Source organism: Xanthomonas sp. 3793 (assembly GCF_024806835.1).
GTDB classification, from domain to species: Bacteria; Pseudomonadota; Gammaproteobacteria; order Xanthomonadales; family Xanthomonadaceae; genus Xanthomonas; species Xanthomonas arboricola_F.
The window spans coordinates 1007824-1025217 of sequence record NZ_JANTYU010000001.1; the positions used below are offsets into that span (position 1 = coordinate 1007824).

A 17394-nucleotide genomic window follows, 5' to 3' on the forward strand; every position below is an offset into this window, starting at 1 on the left:
ACGTCGGCGCCGACGCGCAGGCAGCGATTCCGCCGAGATTTTCTGACGCGCCTCGACGATTGTTCTCTGCGCTGGAAACAGGCGTCTGCTCGATCGATGCCGGCACCAGGAAAAACGATTGCGCCCACCACGGCGAACGCAATCGTTCCAACGCCTGCTTACCAGATCGCCACGCGATCCTTGTCCGCACGCACCATCGCATCGCCGGGCTTGCATGCAAACGCCTGTGCAAATGCCGGCATGTTCGACGGCGCGCCATTGGCGCGAAAATTCGCCGGTGCATGCGGGTCGGTGTTCAGCCGCACACGCAGTTCGCCATCGGTGAAATTACGACGCCATACCGTTGCCCAGTTCATGAAAAAGCGCTGATCCTGCGAATGGCCGTCGATGTCCTTGTTGGCATCGGGTTGTTCCTTCAGCGCCATCTGCAAGGCGTCGTAGGCCACCGTCAGGCCGCCCAGGTCGCCGATGTTTTCTCCAAGGGTCAGCTTGCCCTTGACGTGCACGCCGGGAATCGCTTCGTAGCCATCGAACTGCGCCACCAACTGATCGGTGCGCTGGGTGAACAACTTGCGGTCCGCATCGGTCCACCAGGTAGCGAAGTTGCCCTTGGCATCGAACTGGCTGCCCGAGTCGTCGTAGCCATGCATCATTTCGTGCCCGATCACCGCGCCGATCCCCCCGTAATTGAGCGCCGGATCGGCCTTGGGATCGAAGAACGGCGGTTGCAGGATCGCCGCGGGGAACACGATCTCGTTGCGGGTGGCGTTGTAGTACGCGTTGACCGTCTGCGGGGTCATATGCCACTCGCGCTTGTCGACCGGCTTGCCGATCTTGTCCAGCATGTAGCGGTAGTTGAACGCCTGCGCGGCCTGCATGTTGGCCAGGAACCCATCGCCGCGCGTCTCCAGGCCGGACCAATCCCGCCATTGATCCGGGTAGCCGATCTTGGGCGTAAAACTGGCCCACTTTTCCAGCGCGCGCTGCTTGGTGCCCGCGCTCATCCAGTCGAGTTTTTCCAGCCGTGCCTTCAGGGCGACCGACAGGTTCTGCACCAGCTGCTGCATCTGTTCCTTCGATTCGGCGGGGAACGCGGACTGCACATACAGCTGGCCCAGCGCCTCGCCCATCGCTTCGTTGACCGCATTCAAGGTGCGCTTCCAGCGCGGCAGCATGTCCTGCTGGCCGCGCAGCGTCTTCGAGTAGAAATCGAAATTGGCCTGCTCGAACGGCTTGGCCAGATACGGCGCCGCCTCATCCACGCTGTGGAAACGCAGGTACGCCTTCCAGGTCTCCACCGGCGTGTCGGCCAGCATCGCATCGAGCTCGGCGAAATAGCCTGGCTGGCTCAGCGAAAACGTCCCGGCCGGCACCTTGAGCGCGGTGAAGAACGCCTGCCAGTCAAAGTGCGGCGTCACTGCATTGGCACCGGCCACATCGACCGGGTTGTAGCGCTTGGCCGGGTCGCGCAACTCGATGCGCGAAAGCGAGGCGGCCGCCAGGCGGGTCTCGAACGCCATCACGGCCTTGGCTTGCGTGGCTGCCTGCGCGGCGGGAATGCCGGACAACTCCAGCACGCGCGCGATGTAGGCCACATACTGTTCGCGGATCCTGGCCTGCGCCGGATCGGTGTAATAGCCCTTCTCGGGCAAGCCCAGGCCGCCCTGCCCTGCATAGGCGATCATCTGTTCGGAATTCTTGTAGTCGGCATTGGCACCGAACGAGAACACGAAACCCTGGCCCTGCGCGTAGCTGTCGCGCAGCCATGCCGCGATGGCAGGCGCGTCGGTCAGCGCATCGATGGCCTTCAACTGCGGCTGCAGCGGGGCAATGCCGGCCTTGTCGATGGCCACCTCGTCCGAGCCGGTCCGCCACAGGTCGGCGATCTTGGCATCCACCGAGCCGGCCGACAGATTGCCGCGCGCCAACTGTTCCACCAGCGCGTGCTGGATGGTCAACGAGCGCTCGGCGAGTACTTCGAAACTGCCCCAGCTGCTGCGATCGGACGGCACCGGGTGTGCCTTGAGCCATTTGGCGTTGACGAAGCCGTTGAGGTCCTGGCACGCGTTGATGGCCGGATCCAGATCGGCGCTAGCGAACGCCACGATCGGCGCATCGAGCTTGGAGACATCCACCTTGGTCGGTACCGCCCGCGAGGTGGTGGGCGCCGCCTTGGCGGAGTCGTCGGAGGCGCCGCACGCAGATAGCGCAACCACACTGGCCACCGCAAGCGACAGCGGGGCGAACTTGCTCAACTTCATTGAATTCTCCAAGGCACAAGACCGCGTCGTACGCAGTCGAAAAAAGTAGGTGGCCGTCTGGGAGACAACCACACAAATGCTTGCAGCGGCACCAGAACAGCGTGACGTTGGATGCCGCGCCTTATCGAAAACACATCAACGCCGTCGACAGATCATCTGCGCCCCATCCAGGCGGACATTCACCATGTTCTATCGTCGACCGATCAAGCACTGCACTCCGGCGCATGGACGCGCAGCCGAGTGCAGTCATTTCCTCGCGTAAAACGGCGCCATCAGCAGATACACCGGATACGCCAGCAGCATCATCACGAACGCGACTTCATGCCCGGAGGCCGCGCCCGCCCAGGATTCCATATGGCGCGAAGGCCCAAACAGCCCGAACGCCAGCAGCAACACACCCATGATGCAGATCAGCAGCGCCACCAGCAGTGCGTCGCTGGAGACGCTGCCGGCGGCCACTATCCCGAATGCAGCGCTGGCGCCTGCCAGCAAAACCCCTACCGTGACCAGGTAGGCACGGCAGTAGGTGGCGCTCACTTTCTGGTGCCTACGTCTGGCGGACATCCTGTCGTCCCTGCATGCGTGAGACGCCGGGCGCTGAACCACGCAGCACCCGGCGTACCGGATGGAAGTGCCGCAACGCGCTCGCTGCGCCGTGGATACTCCACGCCGCGCCTGCACGCGCCGCATCGGGCATAGGCCTACTTCGCCTTGCCTTGGTTGGCTACCGCCTCGGCCGCACGCTTGGCCGCTTCTGGATCGCCGAGATAGCGGTAGCTCTGCACCTGCAGGTTGTCGTCCAGCTCGAACAACAGCGGGATGCCGGTGGGGATGTTGAGCTCCAGGATCTGCTCATTGGAGACGTCATTGAGGTACTTGTACAGCGCGCGCAACGAATTGCCGTGCGCGGTCACCAGCACGGTCTGCCCGGCTTTCAGCTGCGGCGCGATGGCGTCGTGCCAATACGGCAACACGCGCACCAGCGTGGTCGCCAAGGACTCGGTGCCCGGCAATGCATTGCGATCCAGCGTGGCGTAGCGACGGTCGTGGCAGGGGTGGCCCGGATCGTTGACGTCCATCGTCGGCGGCGGGATGTCGTACGAGCGGCGCCAGATCTTGACCTGCTCTTCGCCGTGCTTGGCCGCGGTTTCGGCCTTGTCCAACCCCTGCAGGCCGCCGTAATGGCGTTCGTTGAGGCGCCAGCTCTTGGACACTGGCAGCCAGTCCTGATCGAGTTCCTTCAGTGCGCCCTGCAGCGTGTGGATGGCGCGCTTGAGCACCGAGGTGTGGGCAACATCGAACTGCAGCCCTTCGTCCTTCATCAGCTTGCCGGCCGCGGTGGCTTCCTGGCGGCCCTGCTCGGTGAGTTCCACGTCCACCCAGCCGGTGAAGCGGTTGTCCAGGTTCCATTGGCTCTGGCCATGGCGCAGCAGTACGAGTTTGCGGGTCACTACGGTTCTCCGATTGGGGGCCGATCAGCCTGCGATTGTAGCGGCAGCCGGCGCATCGCTGGCGTGCACGATCTGCCCACGTGCGGGGCGCGATGCTGCTGCCATGTCCAGCATCGCTCCCGTATTCGCCGATTGGGACGGCAGCGCCGCACAGGCGCGACAGTTGCAGCAGCAACTGGCACACCGCGTGGTGTTGCAGGACGAAGTCGTCGCCACGCCACAGTTCCTGGCCGGTTTCGATGTCGGCTTCGAAGACGATGGCCAGACCACACGGGCCGCCGCCGTGCTGCTGGACGCGCAGACCTTGCGTCCGCTGGAAACGCATGTGGCGCGCGTGCCCACCTCGATGCCGTATGTGCCTGGCCTGCTCAGCTTTCGCGAATTGCCGGCGTTGCTGCAGGCGCTGGCACTGCTGTCGCGTACGCCGGATCTGGTGTTCGTCGATGGCCAGGGCATCGCGCATCCGCGCAAGCTCGGCATCGCCGCGCACTTCGGCGTGGTGACCGGGCTGCCCAGCATCGGCGTGGCCAAGCAACGGCTGGCCGGGACATTCGTGGAGCCCGGTGCCGACCGCGGCGACCACAGCCCGATCCTGCTGGGCGGCACGCAGATCGGCTGGGCACTGCGCAGCAAGCCGCGCTGCAATCCGTTGATCGTCTCGCCCGGGCATCGCGTCTCGATGCACGGGGCACTCGACTGGACCTTGCGCACGCTGCGCGCCCATCGCCTGCCCGAGCCCACGCGCCTGGCCGATCGGCTGGCCTCGCGGCGTGGCGAGATCGACCTGCCCGCACAGGCAAGCCTGCTGTAGCACCGACCCGGCGCACCGGCGCAGCGCAGTCGACTCCGGCACCGATGCAATCTCCAGGCGGTGCTCACAGAACATTCCGTCTTGATCGGCGGCGCTGCGACGGCGTGGCGTGCATGCGAAGCTTTGGCTCCCACCCGTCACGAGCTAACGCCATGACCACCCTGATCGCCCCACGCGTCCACGACATCGGCGGGCTGCAGGTGCGTCGCGCCGTGCCCACCCTGCAGGCGCGCAGCATCGGCCCGTTCGTGTTCGTCGACCACATGGGTCCAGCGGTGCTGGAGCCGGACCACGGCATCGACGTGCGCCCGCATCCGCATATCGGCCTGGCGACCGTGACCTTCCTGTGGGCGGGCGAGATCGGCCACCGCGACACGCTCGGCTCCGATCAGGTGATCCGCCCGGGCGACGTCAACTGGATGACCGCCGGCCGTGGCATCGCCCATTCCGAACGCACGCCCGGCCCCGAGCGCGCACGCGAACATGCACTGCATGGCATGCAGACCTGGATCGCGCTGCCGCGTTCGGCCGAAGAGACCGCCCCGGCGTTCCATCACCACGCCGCCGCGAGCCTGCCGCAGCAACGCCGCGAGGGCGTGTGGCTGCGCGTGATCGCCGGCCGCGCCTATGGCGAGGAGTCGCCGGTGCAGGTGTTCAGCGGCACCCTCAATGTGGCACTGGATCTGGCGCCCGATGCCGAGATCGATCTGGACACCGGCTACGCCGAACGCGCGTTGTACATCCTGGAAGGCGAGGCGCAACTGGATGGCGCCGATGTGCCGTCGCGCCACCTGATCCTGCCCTCGTCCGGCGCGCGTGGGCGCCTGCGCGCCAAGACGCCGCTCAAGGCCATGCTGCTCGGCGGCGAACCGCTGGATGGCCCGCGTCATTTGTGGTGGAACTTCGTGTCCAGCTCCAAGGAGCGTATCGAACAGGCCAAGGACGACTGGCAGGCCGGGCGCTTCGGCAGCATCCCCGGCGACGACAAGGAGTTCATTCCGCTGCCGGAAACACCGGCACCCAATCCGGTCAATTACCCCTGAAACCATGCGCGGATCCGGCCTGGCGACCGCGACCGCTCCAGGTCTCGCAACGGGAGTGCCCCGTCACACAAGCGATGCCAGGCAGGGATGCGACCCATCTTGAGCACGCCCACAGAATTGTGGTAGTGATACCCCCGTAGTCGGAGCACGTCGCGTGGACGGCACGCTCGAGCGGGGAGCTTGGGACGGTGCAGCGGCACGAAAGACGACGTCGCCCCGCATTGTCATCCATCGCCGGGGAACACTTGAATGAAGTCCGCATCCTGCCTGTTCGGCCTGTCCTTGCTGTTGGCCGCCGCAACCGCCCACGCCCAGACCTCGCCGGTCTGCCCGCCCTTGCCGCCCGCATCGGGATTGCAGTGGAACGAGCTGGCCGGTGCCGACTATCTGGTCTGCAAGGCGGTCACCGCCGACGGCCGCCAGGTGGTGGGCGTGATGCTCACCACCCGCGACCCGGCCATGACCCTGGCCCGCGACCGCCGCGCCGAGAAGGGTCAGATCCAGCAGGAAGACTTCTACTGGTACAAGCTCGATCTGGGCGGGCGTGACATTCCGGGCATGGAATCGCGCCGCGTCACCGTGGTGGAACTGGGCAAGAAGCGCTATGCGCAGCTGTGGATCGACGGCGCCAGCACCGAAGAACTCGCCTCAATGCAATCGCTGGTGCAGGCGATGGATCTGCAGCCGGCCAGTCTTGCGTTGCAGCGCTAGAGGTAATGCCAGTTGCCGCGCGGCGTGAATGCCGCGCGTGCACCACGCATGAGCGCCTCGGCAGGTCTGGCGCTTGCCGTGCTGATGGGCTGACTGCTGGCCGCAGGTCACCGCATCCCGGACCGAATGCGATGACCTGTCGACACCCTCAGGGCGCAGGATCGGCAGCGTCCGACGCCTGCAGCCGACTGGAAATACGCACCTCGCCAGTCAACAGCCGATGGATCGGGCATTTGTCGGCCACTTCCATCAAGCGCGCGCGTTGCGCGTCGTCCAGCGCGCCTTCGAGCACGATCTCTCGGCTGATGTCGGTGCCTGCTGCACCACGTTGGGTGTAATGCAGATGCACGTGCACCGCCGTCAACGGCCACTGTTTGCGTGCCGCCACCATCGACACCGTGATCGCGGTGCACGCGCCCAATGCGCCGAGCACTTGCGACTCCGGATCCGGCCCGGCATCGCTACCGCCATTTGCCGGTTGGGTGTCGCCGACCCAGCGATGCTGCCCATCGTGGATGCTGACGGTGTACGGCACCGCTTCGGTACTGACATGGACGGGGCGGTCACTCATGGCACTCTCCTGCGATGCATGACGTCGACACGGTTAGAACCGCCCTTCCTGGAAATCGACGAACGCCTGCATCAATTCCTGCTTGGTATTCATCACGAACGGGCCATGCCGCATCACCGGTTCATTGAGCGGGCGGCCGGCAACCAGGATCAGTTGCGCGCCCTGTGCGCCGGCGCGCAGCGTCAGCCGCTCGCCACCGCCCAGCACGGCCAGTTCCTGCGCCGGCAGCGCGCGGGACGCATCGCCTTCGCCCACTGCGACCTCGCCTTCAAACGCGTACGCAAACGCGTTGTGCCCGCCGGGCAGCAGGTAGTCCCACACCGCACCCGGTGCCAGCGCGATATCCAGATACACCGGGCTGGTGGCAGGTTGCACGATCGGGCCGACCACCTCACCCACGGTGCCGGCGATCACCTTGACCGTCACCCCGGGCGCCGGCTGCGCCACCGGAATGTGGTCGGGCGCGTACTCTTGGTACTTGGGCTCGGTCATCTTGTCGCGCGCAGGCAGGTTCACCCACAGCTGAAAGCCGCGCATGCGCCCGGATTGCTGCTCGGGCATTTCCGAATGGATCAGCCCGCGGCCGGCGGTCATCCACTGCACGCTGCCCGGTGTCAGCAGGCCTTCGTTGCCGTGGTTGTCCTTGTGCCGCATGCGCCCGTCGAGCATGTAGGTCACCGTCTCGAAGCCGCGATGCGGATGGCTTGGAAAACCGCCGATGTAGTCCTCGGCCTTCTCGGTGCCGAACTCGTCGAGCATCAGAAACGGGTCAAGATCCGGCAACTGCTGGGTGCCGATGACGCGGGTCAGCTTGACGCCGGCGCCGTCGGAGGTCGGCATGCCGCGGATGGTGCGCAGCACATGCGCCGCTGTCGTGGTGGTGGTGCTCATTGCGTTGTCCCTGTGCAGTGGGTCGGTGCGCCAATGATGGGTGCGCATGCTGCACCGCCCAACCACGGCGGTTGCAACCGATCGTTCCAATCGTCGGCCTGGTATGGCGGGCGCTAGCGCATCATGTCCCCGAATACTCTACGACCAAAGTTTTACCCTGCCGCAGAACGTCGCCATTGACCGCAGCCGGGGCACGGGGGGACCCTTGAGCGAATCGTTCCTGAGGGGCATGCATGAAAGGGTTCTCGAAGCTGGCCTGGGGCGCGCTCGCGCTGCTGGCCGCGTTCTGTCTGGGTACCGTGGCGCTGCGGCGTGGCGAGCACATCAACGCGCTGTGGATCGTGGTGGCGGCGGTGTCGATCTATCTGATCGCCTACCGGTTCTACAGCCTGTTCATCGCCGACAAGGTGATGCAGCTCGACCCCACCCGCGCCACGCCGGCGGTGTCCAACAACGATGGCCTGGACTACGTCCCCACCAACAAGCACGTCTTGTTCGGGCATCACTTCGCTGCCATTGCCGGTGCCGGACCGTTGGTCGGCCCGGTGCTCGCCGCGCAGATGGGCTACCTGCCCGGCCTGCTGTGGCTGGTGGTGGGCGTGGTGTTTGCCGGCGCGGTGCAGGACTTCGTGGTGCTGTTCCTGTCCAGCCGCCGCAACGGCCGCTCGCTGGGCGATCTGGTGCGCGAGGAAATGGGTCAGGTGCCCGGCACGATCGCCCTGTTCGGCGCCTTCCTGATCATGATCATCATCCTGGCGGTGCTGGCGATGGTGGTGGTCAAGGCGTTGGCCGAGAGCCCGTGGGGCATGTTCACGGTGATCGCCACCATGCCCATCGCGATCATGATGGGCGTGTACATGCGCTACATCCGCGTCGGCAAGATCGGTGAGATCTCGGTGGTCGGGCTGATCCTGCTGCTGGGCGCGATCTGGCTGGGAGGCAAGGTCGCCGCCGACCCCACCTGGGGGCCGGCGTTCACCTTCACCGCCAAGCAGATCACCTGGATGCTGATCGGCTACGGTTTCGTCGCCTCGGTGCTGCCGGTGTGGCTGCTGCTGGCGCCGCGCGATTACCTGTCAACCTTCCTCAAGATCGGTACCATCCTGGCGCTGGCGATCGGCATCCTGGTGGTCATGCCCGATCTCAAGATGCCGGCCCTGACCCAGTTCGCCTCCACCGGCGACGGCCCGGTCTGGAAAGGCGGCATCTTCCCGTTCCTGTTCATCACCATCGCCTGCGGTGCGGTGTCCGGCTTCCACGCGCTGATCGCCTCCGGCACCACGCCTAAGCTGCTCGCCAACGAAGGCCACATGCGCTACATCGGCTACGGCGGCATGCTGATGGAATCGTTCGTGGCGGTGATGGCGCTGGTGGCGGCCTCGATCATCGAGCCGGGTATCTACTTCGCCATGAACAGCCCCGCTTCGCTGGTTGGCACCGACACCATCGCGGTTGCGGCCAAGGTCTCCGAGTGGGGCTTTGCGATCACCCCGGACGTGCTGGAAGCCACCGCCAGGGACATCGGCGAGCACAGCATCCTGGCGCGTGCCGGCGGTGCGCCCACGTTGGCGGTGGGCATCGCACAGATCCTGCACCAGCTGCTGCCGGGCGAAGACACCATGGCGTTCTGGTATCACTTCGCCATTCTGTTCGAAGCCTTGTTCATCCTCACCGCAGTGGATGCCGGCACGCGTGCAGGCCGCTTCATGCTGCAGGACCTGCTGGGCAACTTCATCCCGGCCCTGAAGAAGACCGAATCGTGGGCCGCCAACATCATCGCCACCGCCGGTTGCGTGGCGCTGTGGGGGTATCTGCTCTACACCGGCGTGATCGATCCGTTCGGCGGCATCCAGACGCTGTGGCCGTTGTTCGGCATCTCCAACCAGATGCTGGCGGGTATCGCGTTGATGCTCGGTACCGTGGTGCTGTTCAAGATGAAGCGCGACCGCTATGCATGGGTCACCATCGTGCCGGCACTGTGGCTGTTGCTGTGCACGACCTATGCCGGGCTGATCAAGATCTTCGACAGCAACCCGGCGCAGGGCTTCCTGGCGCAGGCGCACAAGTACCAGGCCGCCATCGCCAGCAACACCATCACCGCACCGGCCAAGACCGTGCCGCAGATGCAGCAGATCGTCACCAATGCCTACGTCAACACCGGGCTGACCGTGCTGTTCCTGTTCGTGGTCGGCTCGATCCTGATCTATGCGGTCAAGACGATCGTGATCGCGCGCCGCACTCCGCAACGCAGCGACCGCGAAACTCCGTACGTGGCCTTGCAGCCACACCAGATGGCGGATCTGTAATGGGCACCCAACTCGTTCTTGCCAGCCAATACCAGGTGCATCGCCGCATCTGGCGCCGGCTCATCCAGACCGCGCGCCTGTGCTGCGGCATTCCCGATTACGACAACTACGTGCGCCACATGCTGGAAAAACATCCCGACAAACCGGTGATGGACTACCCCGCGTTCTTCCGCGAGCGGCAGGACGCACGCTACGGCGGCAAGAGCGGGTTTCGTTGCTGCTGATCGGACGCGTGTCTGATCCGCGAGTGTCCGATCGTCTAGTGGAAACGCAACAGGGCGCGATGCGAATCGCGCCCTGTTGCGTTGATGGCTTGGGGTTGGCTGCAACGGGGCCTCTCGCACTCATCACCGCAGACACGCCGCAAGGCCGGGCGGCTGATGGCCGGCCTTGCCAATGGATCAGTTGTAGAGCGGGTGATCGGCGGCCTGGCTGCAGGGCCCTTGCCCACCCACCGCTGCGGGACACGCCGCGAGGCAGAGCGGCTGATGGACGGCCTTGCGAATGGATCAGTTGTAGGGCGGTTGATCTGCGCGCTGGCTGCAGGGCCCTTGCCCGCCCACCATCGCGGGACACGCCGTAAATCCGTCCATGGAGGCTCTTACGCGGCATCCATGCCGCGTAAGGTCCCGCGACGGTGAGCGGGCAAGGACCAGTCGAGTTGGTCGGTGCGCATGGAAGCGCCGTGCTGGATGCGCCTGTTCGATCATGACGTATCGGCTCCATGTCTGATGGGGCCGCCGCACTACAGACAGCTTTTCAAACGAGCGCCGACCAACTGTCTGATGCGGTGCCCTCGCCGCTTGCGGGACCGTGTGGCGGCATGGATGCCGCCACCGCGCCTACATGGACGTACTTGCGGCGTGTCCCGCGATCGGTGAGGGCACCGCGCGCACGACTCATCGGGCTTTTGACATCCAAGAGACCCTGTCAGCGCCTCAGCCAGCGCGTTTTTGCGCAAGCCGCTCGAACAACGCAGGCAGATCGCGCATCTCGTCGAACACCGCCAGCACACCAAGGCGACGCAAGGTGTCGGCATGTCCCTGCGGGATATGGCTGGCACCGGTGAAACCCAGCACCTGCATGCCGGCCGCCAACGCGGCAGTCGCACCGGTGGGGCTGTCCTCGATCACCAGGCAGCGCTCCGGCGCAACACCCAGGGTGCGGGCAGCCAACAGATAGACATCCGGCGCCGGCTTGGGCCGCTCCACCATATCGGCGGCGAAGATGTGTCCCGCCGCGCGCGCAGTGAGCCCCACCCGTTCGACCGAAGCGATCACATTGTGGCGGCGACTGTTGGAGGCTACCGCCAGCGGCAGCGGGATCTGCTCCAATGCCGCGCGCACACCCGCAATCGGCTGCACCTCGGCGGCGATCAAGGCCTCGCTGCGCGCCTGGATCTGTGCCAGCAAGGTCTCGGGCAACTGCAGCGCAAAGTGTTCCTCCACCCGCCGCAATACCTCGCGTGTGGTCTGCCCGAACGTGGTTTCCAGCAGATGTTCCAACGGCTCGGCCGGCACGAACGCTGCCAGCGCCTCGCGCATCACCCGGTCGGCCAGTATTTCGCTGTCGACAAGAACCCCATCGCAGTCACTGATCAGTAGCTCGTACGCCATTGCACCCATCTGCTTGCAAAGCGCCATTATGCCGGCCCGGTCGTGACCGTCGGCTGTGGCCCGGCGCTAGTACAGGTAACAACTACGCACACGCATTCGCCTGGAAGGCCCGTCGTCAAGCAGTCCCGACCAGACGCCCCGCCTCCGCGCCGATGTCACGAAATCTTACCGCTTGCGATTTTTACAGCTGGTAGGATCAGGCCCGCTGCGGAAGGACTTGCCGCAGCGCCATCAGGAATGCGATCAGGAGAAGGAGATTTCGATGCAACCGCGATTCCCTGCCCTGCTCGTTCTTGCGACCTCGTTTTTCGCGGTCTCATGCACCGCCTCGCCCGGTGCCAAGGAGCAAACCACCATGTCAGCTACGCTGCAGGACCACGCCGTCGCCTTCCGCGACCCCGGTCTGACCGACATCGCCAACGCCGTCGCGCACGGCGATGTTGCGCGGATCAAAACGCTCGCCCCCACCGTCGATCTGGCCGCACACGGCGATCAGAACGTGACCTTGCTGGAATGGGCGATCTGGAACGAACAACCACGCGCCCTGGACGCCCTGCTCGACGCGGGCGCCGACCCCGCGTTACCGGGCATGGACCAGGAAACGGTCGTGCACATGGCTGCAATGGCGCAGGATCCGGAGTACCTGAAGATTCTGCTGCAGCACAAGGCGCCGATCGATGTGGTCAGCGCACGTGCCGGCTGGACGCCGCTGTTCCGCGCGGTGCAAAGCAAGCGCGATGCGCAGATCGGCCTGTTGCTCGATGCCGGCGCCGACGTGCAGCGTGTCGACCACACTGGTAACAGCCTGCTGCATCTGGCCGCGCAGAGCGGCGCCGCCAGCCCGGCAGTATTGCAATTGCTCAAGGCCGGCGTGGACCCCACGGTGCGCAATGCACAGCAGAAAACCTTCCAGGCGTATTTCTTCACCACGCCGGACCGCCTGCTCAATGCCACCGGACAGCAGGTCAGGTCGGATGTGCGTGCATGGTTGAGCGCCCACAACATTCCCGTGGAAAGCAGCCGCTAAGCGCGCTTTCCGTACGACGCACGCAAGGAGCCGCGCATGCCCACGTCAGCATCCACCTCTTCCACTGCCGCACCCACTCCGTTCGCAGAGTCGATGCGCGGACAACAACCGCAACCGCAGGACCGGCAGTTTCCGGAGCTGTTGCAAGATCTCTACGCCACTGCAAACCAACGTCGCGAAGGCGGCGCCGAAACCTTTGCGCCACTGGCCAACGGCTGGTCGCGCATGGACGACAGTGCGCTGCAGCAGGCCGGCATCGATCCGGCCCTGCTGCACGATGCCAAAAGCGGCTTCGATGCCGCGTTCTATCGCAACGATCAAGGCCAGGTGGTGCTCGGTTTTTGCGGCACCGACGAAGGCAAGGACTGGAAACACAACATCGGCCAGGGCCTGGGCTTTGCCGATGCGCAATACGCATCGGCAATCCAGCTCGGCAGCCAGGCCAAACAGGCCTTTGGCGACCAGGTGGTGATCTCCGGCCATTCGCTGGGCGGTGGTCTGGCGTCTGCATCGGCCATGGTCAACGACATTCCCGCAGTGACGTACAACGCGGCCGGCGTCAACGACCGCACCCTCGAACGCGAGGGCCTGGATGCGGCGGCAGCCAAGCAATATGCCAGCGATGAATTGATTCGCGGCTACCACGTCAAGAACGAAATCCTCACCCATCTGCAGGAAGACAGCATTCCGCTGAAGTGGACGATGCCCAACGCGGCCGGTCACCAGATCCAGTTGCCGGAGCCGGACCCGCTTTCGTTCGGGCAGCGTCTGGTGCCCGGCATGATGCTCAAGCACCGACTGGACCTGCACGGGATGGACTCGGTGATCAAGGCGCAGGACATGCAATCGCCCGACCAGGCACGCGGCGCATCGCTGCAACCCGGCAGCCGGTTGTTCAACGACGCGGTCGTGCAACTGGATGGCCAACGCGAGCGGCTGGGGCTGCGTGACGACACCGCGTTTCTCAACACTGCTGCCAGCGTGGCCGCGCGTGCAGGCAACGACGGCCTGCAGCGGATCGATCACCTGGTCCCCAACCGCGATGGCGACAGCCTGATTGCTGTGCAAGGCCGCATGGACGACCCGGCGCATCTGCGCAGCCATGTGCAGACCGCATCCGCTGCCAATGAGCCTGCGCAAGGCAATGTCAGCCAGTTGCAGCAGCACAACCAGCAACCTGCCCAGCAGCAGGAAGAGCAGCGCCGCGTGATGCAGCACTAGAGGGCCTGGCAAACCGTGCCGCACGCAGTCCTTGCCCCATGGACGCGTGCGGCGCGGAAAGCGTCGGGGAAATGGGCGACGGCTCTGCTGCGGTAAACCGACCGGGAAAGCGCATGCAGCTGTTCCAGGCAGCAGCCCCATGACGCCGGCCGCACAGCGCAACGCGGCACTAGCCTGCCCCGGCCATCGCCCGCAGGGTGATGCCGACCAGATAGGCCAGATAGGTACCGGTGGCGTAGCCCATCGTGCCCAGCAGCACACCCACCGGTGCAAGCGCCGGGTGGAAGGCCGCAGCGACGACGGGCGCAGACGCCGGGCCGCCGATGTTGGACTGCGAGCCGATCGCAAAATAGAAGAATGGCACCCGCAGCCAGCGCGCCAGCGCCCACAACAAGGCGATGTGCACGGCGATCCAGATCAGCCCGAGCAGGAACAGCCACGGCCGATCCAGCAGCGCCAGCAGGTCCATCTGCATGCCGATGCAGGCGATCAGGAAATACAGCAGCAACGCGCCGATCCTGGAGGCGCCCGCGCCTTCCAGGGTCCGTGCGCGCGTGAAGCTGAGCAGCAGTCCCAGGCTGGTCGCCAGCACCACCACCCACACGAACGGCGCATCCAGACTGAACTGGCCAGCCCAGCTCAGCTGCGCCTTGCACCACGCCGCCAACGGGTTGGCCAGCGCGTGGGCCAACCCCACCCCGCCAAATGCCACTGCCACGATCACCATCAGATCGGCCAGGCTGGGGATGCGCGCATGTTCGGCCTGGAAGCGCGCCATGCGCTCCTGCAAGGCGTCCAGCGCGCGGGTGTCGGCACCGCTGCGCTGATCGATCTTGCGTGCGCGTCCGGCCAGGAAGATCAACGCCGCCATCCACACGTAGCCGACGCCGACATCGACCACCGCAAACTGCCCGAACGTGGTCGCATCGACATTGAACACTTCGCGCATCGCCAGCATGTTGGCGCCGCCGCCGATCCAGCTGCCCGCCAGTGCCGCCATGCCCGCCCAGGTGTCGCCGGCGACGGTTGCCGGGTGCAGCCATCGCATCACCCAGAAGGCGACCACCGCGCCCAGCATGATGCTCAGTGACGCGCCCAGGTACATGGCGACCAGCTTGGGCCCCAGCCCCAGGATCGCGCGCAGATCGATGCTCAGGGTGAGCAGGATCAATGCGGCCGGCAGCAGCACATCGCGGGCGATGGGGTTGTACAGGCGCGTGTTGGCGCCATCGATCAGCCCGACGGTGTTGTAGATCCCGGGCAGCAGGTAGCACAGCAACAAGGCCGGCACCACGGCATAGAAGCGCCGCCACGGGCCTTGCTCGCGCGAGGAGGTCCAGAACACCGCCCCCAGAGTGGCGGCGATCAGGCCGAAGACGACGATATCGTTTTGAATCAGTGCAGACGCAGGCGCATTCACCGCGGGCGGTCATCCGGACAGAGGGCCGCCGACGCGGATCGGGCCAGGAGCGGCCGATGACCACGAATCTAGCCGACCGCGGCGGTCGCGCAAACCCTGCGGACAATCTGACCGCGGCGGGTCTGGCGATCGCAACCGGTCCATCTGCGGCGCGCCGCATTTCCATGCCAGGCGGATGGGCGGTTGAACAGTCCGTCGAGCGCGCGCCTGTTCGTTACCGGCAGCTTGCTGCCGCGACCGGTCGGTTGGCAGAAGCCGACACAGCCTCGCAGTCGCACAGCCGCAGCCAGACTGAAATGCGGCCACGCGGCCATCGCGATCGATGCCGGGCGCCGGACCAGCGCTTAACCGTAGCGCCGCACCACGCGTTCGCCGTCGGCGGTATCCAGGACCACGCCGCTGGGCTGGCCGGTGGTCAGGCAGTGCAGCTTGGCCATCAGCTCGGCATTTTCCAGGGCGCCCTGCTCGCGCAGATAGCGCAGCGGTGACCATTCCGGGCGGGTCACCCACCAGCTGCCTTGCTCGGGACGAATGCGTACGACGTAGCGGGATTGGTCCATATGGCCTCCGGCCGGTGAGTACAGCGGTCAAACACAGCGGGCGCGCCGGACGGGCGCACCACGCCAGGGATTGGGGCAAGCCACGCCACTTCCGGTAGCCAACATGCCCTTACTCAAGGGGCCGCGGGAGAGTGGCCGATGGCTCCGCGTTTGGCATAGCGAGCATGCGGTTTTACGCATGGCGACACCGTCGGGCGGACACTGGCATCCGAGTAGGAAAATTCTTACGTGACACAGTTCACGCTGAGCGCTACATTCCGCGACGAGGGGTGAAGAAATCTTCACAAGCAGCCGCCACAGGAGCGCCGACGGCTTGCAGGAATCAGGGCGCGCTCGTACCTGGCCTTGGGGAGGGTTGGCATGTATCTGCTCAGAAAGTTCCAGTTTCCGGTCAAGACCGCGATGGTGGTGGGCTACGTTCTGGTGGTCAGGGAAGCCTTGGTGCTCTGGACCTGATCGGCATCGGCGGATTGCGCAGCAGGCTGTCGGAAATCGGTGGCCGATACCCGTCATCGCGTCTCAATCCCGGTCTACCCACCCGCGTTGTTGCGCTGCCGCAAGATCCGCAGGCGTGTCCACGTCCAGCGCCAGCGCCGGTGCGCTGACGCAGCCCAGCGTCTGCACATCCAGACTGGCAAACAGCGCGCGCAGACCGCTATCGCCCTGCAGCGCAACGTCTGCCCAGGCGGTGTGGGTCACCACCGCGGGAATCCCGCGCACGCCCGCATAGCCACTGGTGGCACACCGCGAAGTGGCACGCTCAGCTTCGTCCAGCAAGGCGCGTAAGTGCGGCGCCTCCAGTGCCGGTTGGTCGCACCCCAAAATCAGGCTGCGTCGCAGCGTCGGATCGTCCTGCACATGCCGGCGCAGTGCGGACAGGCTGGAGCCCATTCCGGACGGCCAGTCGGCATGCCGCAGCACTTCCACCTCCAGCCCCTGCAGGACGTCGGCCAGCCTGTCGGCATCGGCGCCCAGCACGACGACGCAGCGCAGTGGTGCGGTCTGCAATGCGATGCGTGCAGCACGCCGCAGCAATGGTTCGCCGTCCCGCATCAGCAACTGCTTGGAGCGGCCGAGCCGGCTCCCCGCGCCTGCCGCCAATATCAATGCGGCATGGTCGCTGCTCATGCGCAGGACCTGCCAGGCGCGTGACAACCGACGCACGTAGCGCGGCAACTGCGTGCCGGATGCAAGCTGCGTGCGTCGCCAGGCGTTGCGTGCATGCACACGGCAACGCGTGGCGATCCGGCAACTGGCACATCGCACGACACAACGTCACAAAGCGAGAGAACAAGGGGCATGGCGACGTCGTGCGTGATGGAGACCGGCTCAGCGTAGAGGCCGCGCTGTGCGTGCGGAGTGACTGCGCAACGCATCGACCGCATGCGATGCTCGCGCTGGTGCGTAGCAGGCGTCAACGCACCATGCGGAGTGCGGATTAGTGCGGAATGCGTGCACGCACACGGCGTTGTGTCGGGATGGATTACCTGCACGAAGCAGCGCTG

The 17394-nt window shown here is 65.5% G+C and carries 16 protein-coding genes; 7 read left to right on the plus strand and 9 right to left on the minus strand.

Annotated features, from left to right (window positions below; translation table 11 throughout):
- Positions 1 to 158: 158 nt before the first annotated feature.
- The 3 genes from FHY18_RS04195 to gpmA form a co-directional block, all read right to left on the minus strand.
- Positions 159 to 2261 carry a M13-type metalloendopeptidase gene (locus tag FHY18_RS04195; protein ID WP_259151588.1) on the minus strand — a complete coding sequence of 701 codons (2103 nt, stop codon included), beginning with the start codon at positions 2259 to 2261 and terminating at the stop codon, positions 159 to 161.
- Between the two features lie 246 nt (positions 2262 to 2507).
- On the minus strand, positions 2508 to 2825 hold the full coding sequence (locus tag FHY18_RS04200; RefSeq protein ID WP_259151592.1) for a hypothetical protein: 318 nt from the start codon (positions 2823 to 2825) through the stop codon (positions 2508 to 2510).
- A gap of 137 nt (positions 2826 to 2962) precedes the next feature.
- The gene (gene gpmA, locus FHY18_RS04205) at positions 2963 to 3712 is read right to left on the minus strand and encodes a 2,3-diphosphoglycerate-dependent phosphoglycerate mutase (RefSeq protein ID WP_259151593.1); all 750 of its coding nucleotides are present in this window, start codon (positions 3710 to 3712) and stop codon (positions 2963 to 2965) included.
- Positions 3713 to 3815: 103 nt separating this feature from the next.
- Here gpmA and nfi point away from each other — a divergent pair, with 103 nt between their 5' ends.
- From nfi to FHY18_RS04220, 3 genes are all read left to right on the plus strand, one after another.
- Positions 3816 to 4523 carry a deoxyribonuclease V gene (gene nfi / locus FHY18_RS04210; protein ID WP_259151594.1) on the plus strand — a complete coding sequence of 236 codons (708 nt, stop codon included), beginning with the start codon at positions 3816 to 3818 and terminating at the stop codon, positions 4521 to 4523.
- Positions 4524 to 4675: 152 nt separating this feature from the next.
- Positions 4676 to 5566, plus strand: a complete 891-nt coding sequence (locus FHY18_RS04215) for a pirin family protein (RefSeq protein WP_259151595.1) — start codon at positions 4676 to 4678, stop codon at positions 5564 to 5566.
- Positions 5567 to 5815: 249 nt separating this feature from the next.
- Complete coding sequence (locus FHY18_RS04220; protein ID WP_259151596.1) at positions 5816 to 6277, plus strand: hypothetical protein; 462 nt, start codon at positions 5816 to 5818, stop codon at positions 6275 to 6277.
- Positions 6278 to 6425: 148 nt separating this feature from the next.
- Here FHY18_RS04220 and FHY18_RS04225 read toward each other — a convergent pair whose 3' ends face one another.
- Both FHY18_RS04225 and FHY18_RS04230 read right to left on the minus strand, forming a co-directional pair.
- Positions 6426 to 6848, minus strand: a complete 423-nt coding sequence (locus FHY18_RS04225; RefSeq protein WP_259151597.1) for an OsmC family protein — start codon at positions 6846 to 6848, stop codon at positions 6426 to 6428.
- Between the two features lie 33 nt (positions 6849 to 6881).
- Positions 6882 to 7739 (minus strand): pirin family protein, encoded by an 858-nt coding sequence (locus tag FHY18_RS04230; RefSeq protein WP_259151599.1) that lies wholly within the window; start codon positions 7737 to 7739, stop codon positions 6882 to 6884.
- A gap of 233 nt (positions 7740 to 7972) precedes the next feature.
- Here FHY18_RS04230 and FHY18_RS04235 point away from each other — a divergent pair, with 233 nt between their 5' ends.
- Positions 7973 to 10045 carry a carbon starvation CstA family protein gene (locus FHY18_RS04235; protein ID WP_259151601.1) on the plus strand — a complete coding sequence of 691 codons (2073 nt, stop codon included), beginning with the start codon at positions 7973 to 7975 and terminating at the stop codon, positions 10043 to 10045.
- Positions 10045 to 10269: a CstA-like transporter-associated (seleno)protein gene (locus FHY18_RS04240; protein ID WP_005926176.1), complete on the plus strand. Its 225-nt coding sequence runs from the start codon at positions 10045 to 10047 to the stop codon at positions 10267 to 10269. Before FHY18_RS04235 ends, FHY18_RS04240 begins: the two co-directional genes overlap by 1 nt.
- 714 nt (positions 10270 to 10983) lie before the next feature.
- Here FHY18_RS04240 and FHY18_RS04245 read toward each other — a convergent pair.
- Complete coding sequence (locus tag FHY18_RS04245; RefSeq protein ID WP_259151683.1) at positions 10984 to 11688, minus strand: HAD family hydrolase; 705 nt, start codon at positions 11686 to 11688, stop codon at positions 10984 to 10986.
- A 190-nt stretch (positions 11689 to 11878) separates the two neighbouring features.
- Between FHY18_RS04245 and FHY18_RS04250 the strand changes: the two genes are divergently transcribed.
- Complete coding sequence (locus tag FHY18_RS04250) at positions 11879 to 12688, plus strand: ankyrin repeat domain-containing protein (protein ID WP_259151684.1); 810 nt, start codon at positions 11879 to 11881, stop codon at positions 12686 to 12688.
- A 36-nt stretch (positions 12689 to 12724) separates the two neighbouring features.
- Positions 12725 to 13909 carry an XVIPCD domain-containing protein gene (locus FHY18_RS04255; RefSeq protein WP_259151685.1) on the plus strand — a complete coding sequence of 395 codons (1185 nt, stop codon included), beginning with the start codon at positions 12725 to 12727 and terminating at the stop codon, positions 13907 to 13909.
- 169 nt (positions 13910 to 14078) lie between these two features.
- Here the strand turns inward: FHY18_RS04255 and FHY18_RS04260 are convergent, their stop codons facing one another.
- The 3 genes from FHY18_RS04260 to FHY18_RS04270 form a co-directional block, all read right to left on the minus strand.
- Positions 14079 to 15329, minus strand: a complete 1251-nt coding sequence (locus tag FHY18_RS04260) for a DUF819 family protein (RefSeq protein ID WP_259151686.1) — start codon at positions 15327 to 15329, stop codon at positions 14079 to 14081.
- Between the two features lie 344 nt (positions 15330 to 15673).
- Positions 15674 to 15889: a hypothetical protein gene (locus tag FHY18_RS04265; RefSeq protein ID WP_046965284.1), complete on the minus strand. Its 216-nt coding sequence runs from the start codon at positions 15887 to 15889 to the stop codon at positions 15674 to 15676.
- Positions 15890 to 16408: 519 nt separating this feature from the next.
- Positions 16409 to 17017 (minus strand): nucleotidyltransferase family protein, encoded by a 609-nt coding sequence (locus FHY18_RS04270; protein ID WP_259151687.1) that lies wholly within the window; start codon positions 17015 to 17017, stop codon positions 16409 to 16411.
- Positions 17018 to 17394 lie beyond the last annotated feature (377 nt).

Coding starts and splice junctions, on each gene's coding strand:
- FHY18_RS04240 (WP_005926176.1), top strand. CDS start 10,045: ATGGGCACCCAACTCGTTCTTGCCAGCCAATACCAGGTGCATCGCCGC.
- FHY18_RS04220 (WP_259151596.1), top strand. CDS start 5,816: ATGAAGTCCGCATCCTGCCTGTTCGGCCTGTCCTTGCTGTTGGCCGCC.
- FHY18_RS04245 (WP_259151683.1), bottom strand. CDS start 11,688: ATGGCGCTTTGCAAGCAGATGGGTGCAATGGCGTACGAGCTACTGATC.
- FHY18_RS04195 (WP_259151588.1), bottom strand. CDS start 2,261: ATGAAGTTGAGCAAGTTCGCCCCGCTGTCGCTTGCGGTGGCCAGTGTG.
- FHY18_RS04235 (WP_259151601.1), top strand. CDS start 7,973: ATGAAAGGGTTCTCGAAGCTGGCCTGGGGCGCGCTCGCGCTGCTGGCC.
- nfi (WP_259151594.1), top strand. CDS start 3,816: ATGTCCAGCATCGCTCCCGTATTCGCCGATTGGGACGGCAGCGCCGCA.
- FHY18_RS04270 (WP_259151687.1), bottom strand. CDS start 17,017: ATGAGCAGCGACCATGCCGCATTGATATTGGCGGCAGGCGCGGGGAGC.
- FHY18_RS04230 (WP_259151599.1), bottom strand. CDS start 7,739: ATGAGCACCACCACCACGACAGCGGCGCATGTGCTGCGCACCATCCGC.
- FHY18_RS04215 (WP_259151595.1), top strand. CDS start 4,676: ATGACCACCCTGATCGCCCCACGCGTCCACGACATCGGCGGGCTGCAG.
- FHY18_RS04255 (WP_259151685.1), top strand. CDS start 12,725: ATGCCCACGTCAGCATCCACCTCTTCCACTGCCGCACCCACTCCGTTC.
- FHY18_RS04200 (WP_259151592.1), bottom strand. CDS start 2,825: ATGTCCGCCAGACGTAGGCACCAGAAAGTGAGCGCCACCTACTGCCGT.
- FHY18_RS04225 (WP_259151597.1), bottom strand. CDS start 6,848: ATGAGTGACCGCCCCGTCCATGTCAGTACCGAAGCGGTGCCGTACACC.
- FHY18_RS04265 (WP_046965284.1), bottom strand. CDS start 15,889: ATGGACCAATCCCGCTACGTCGTACGCATTCGTCCCGAGCAAGGCAGC.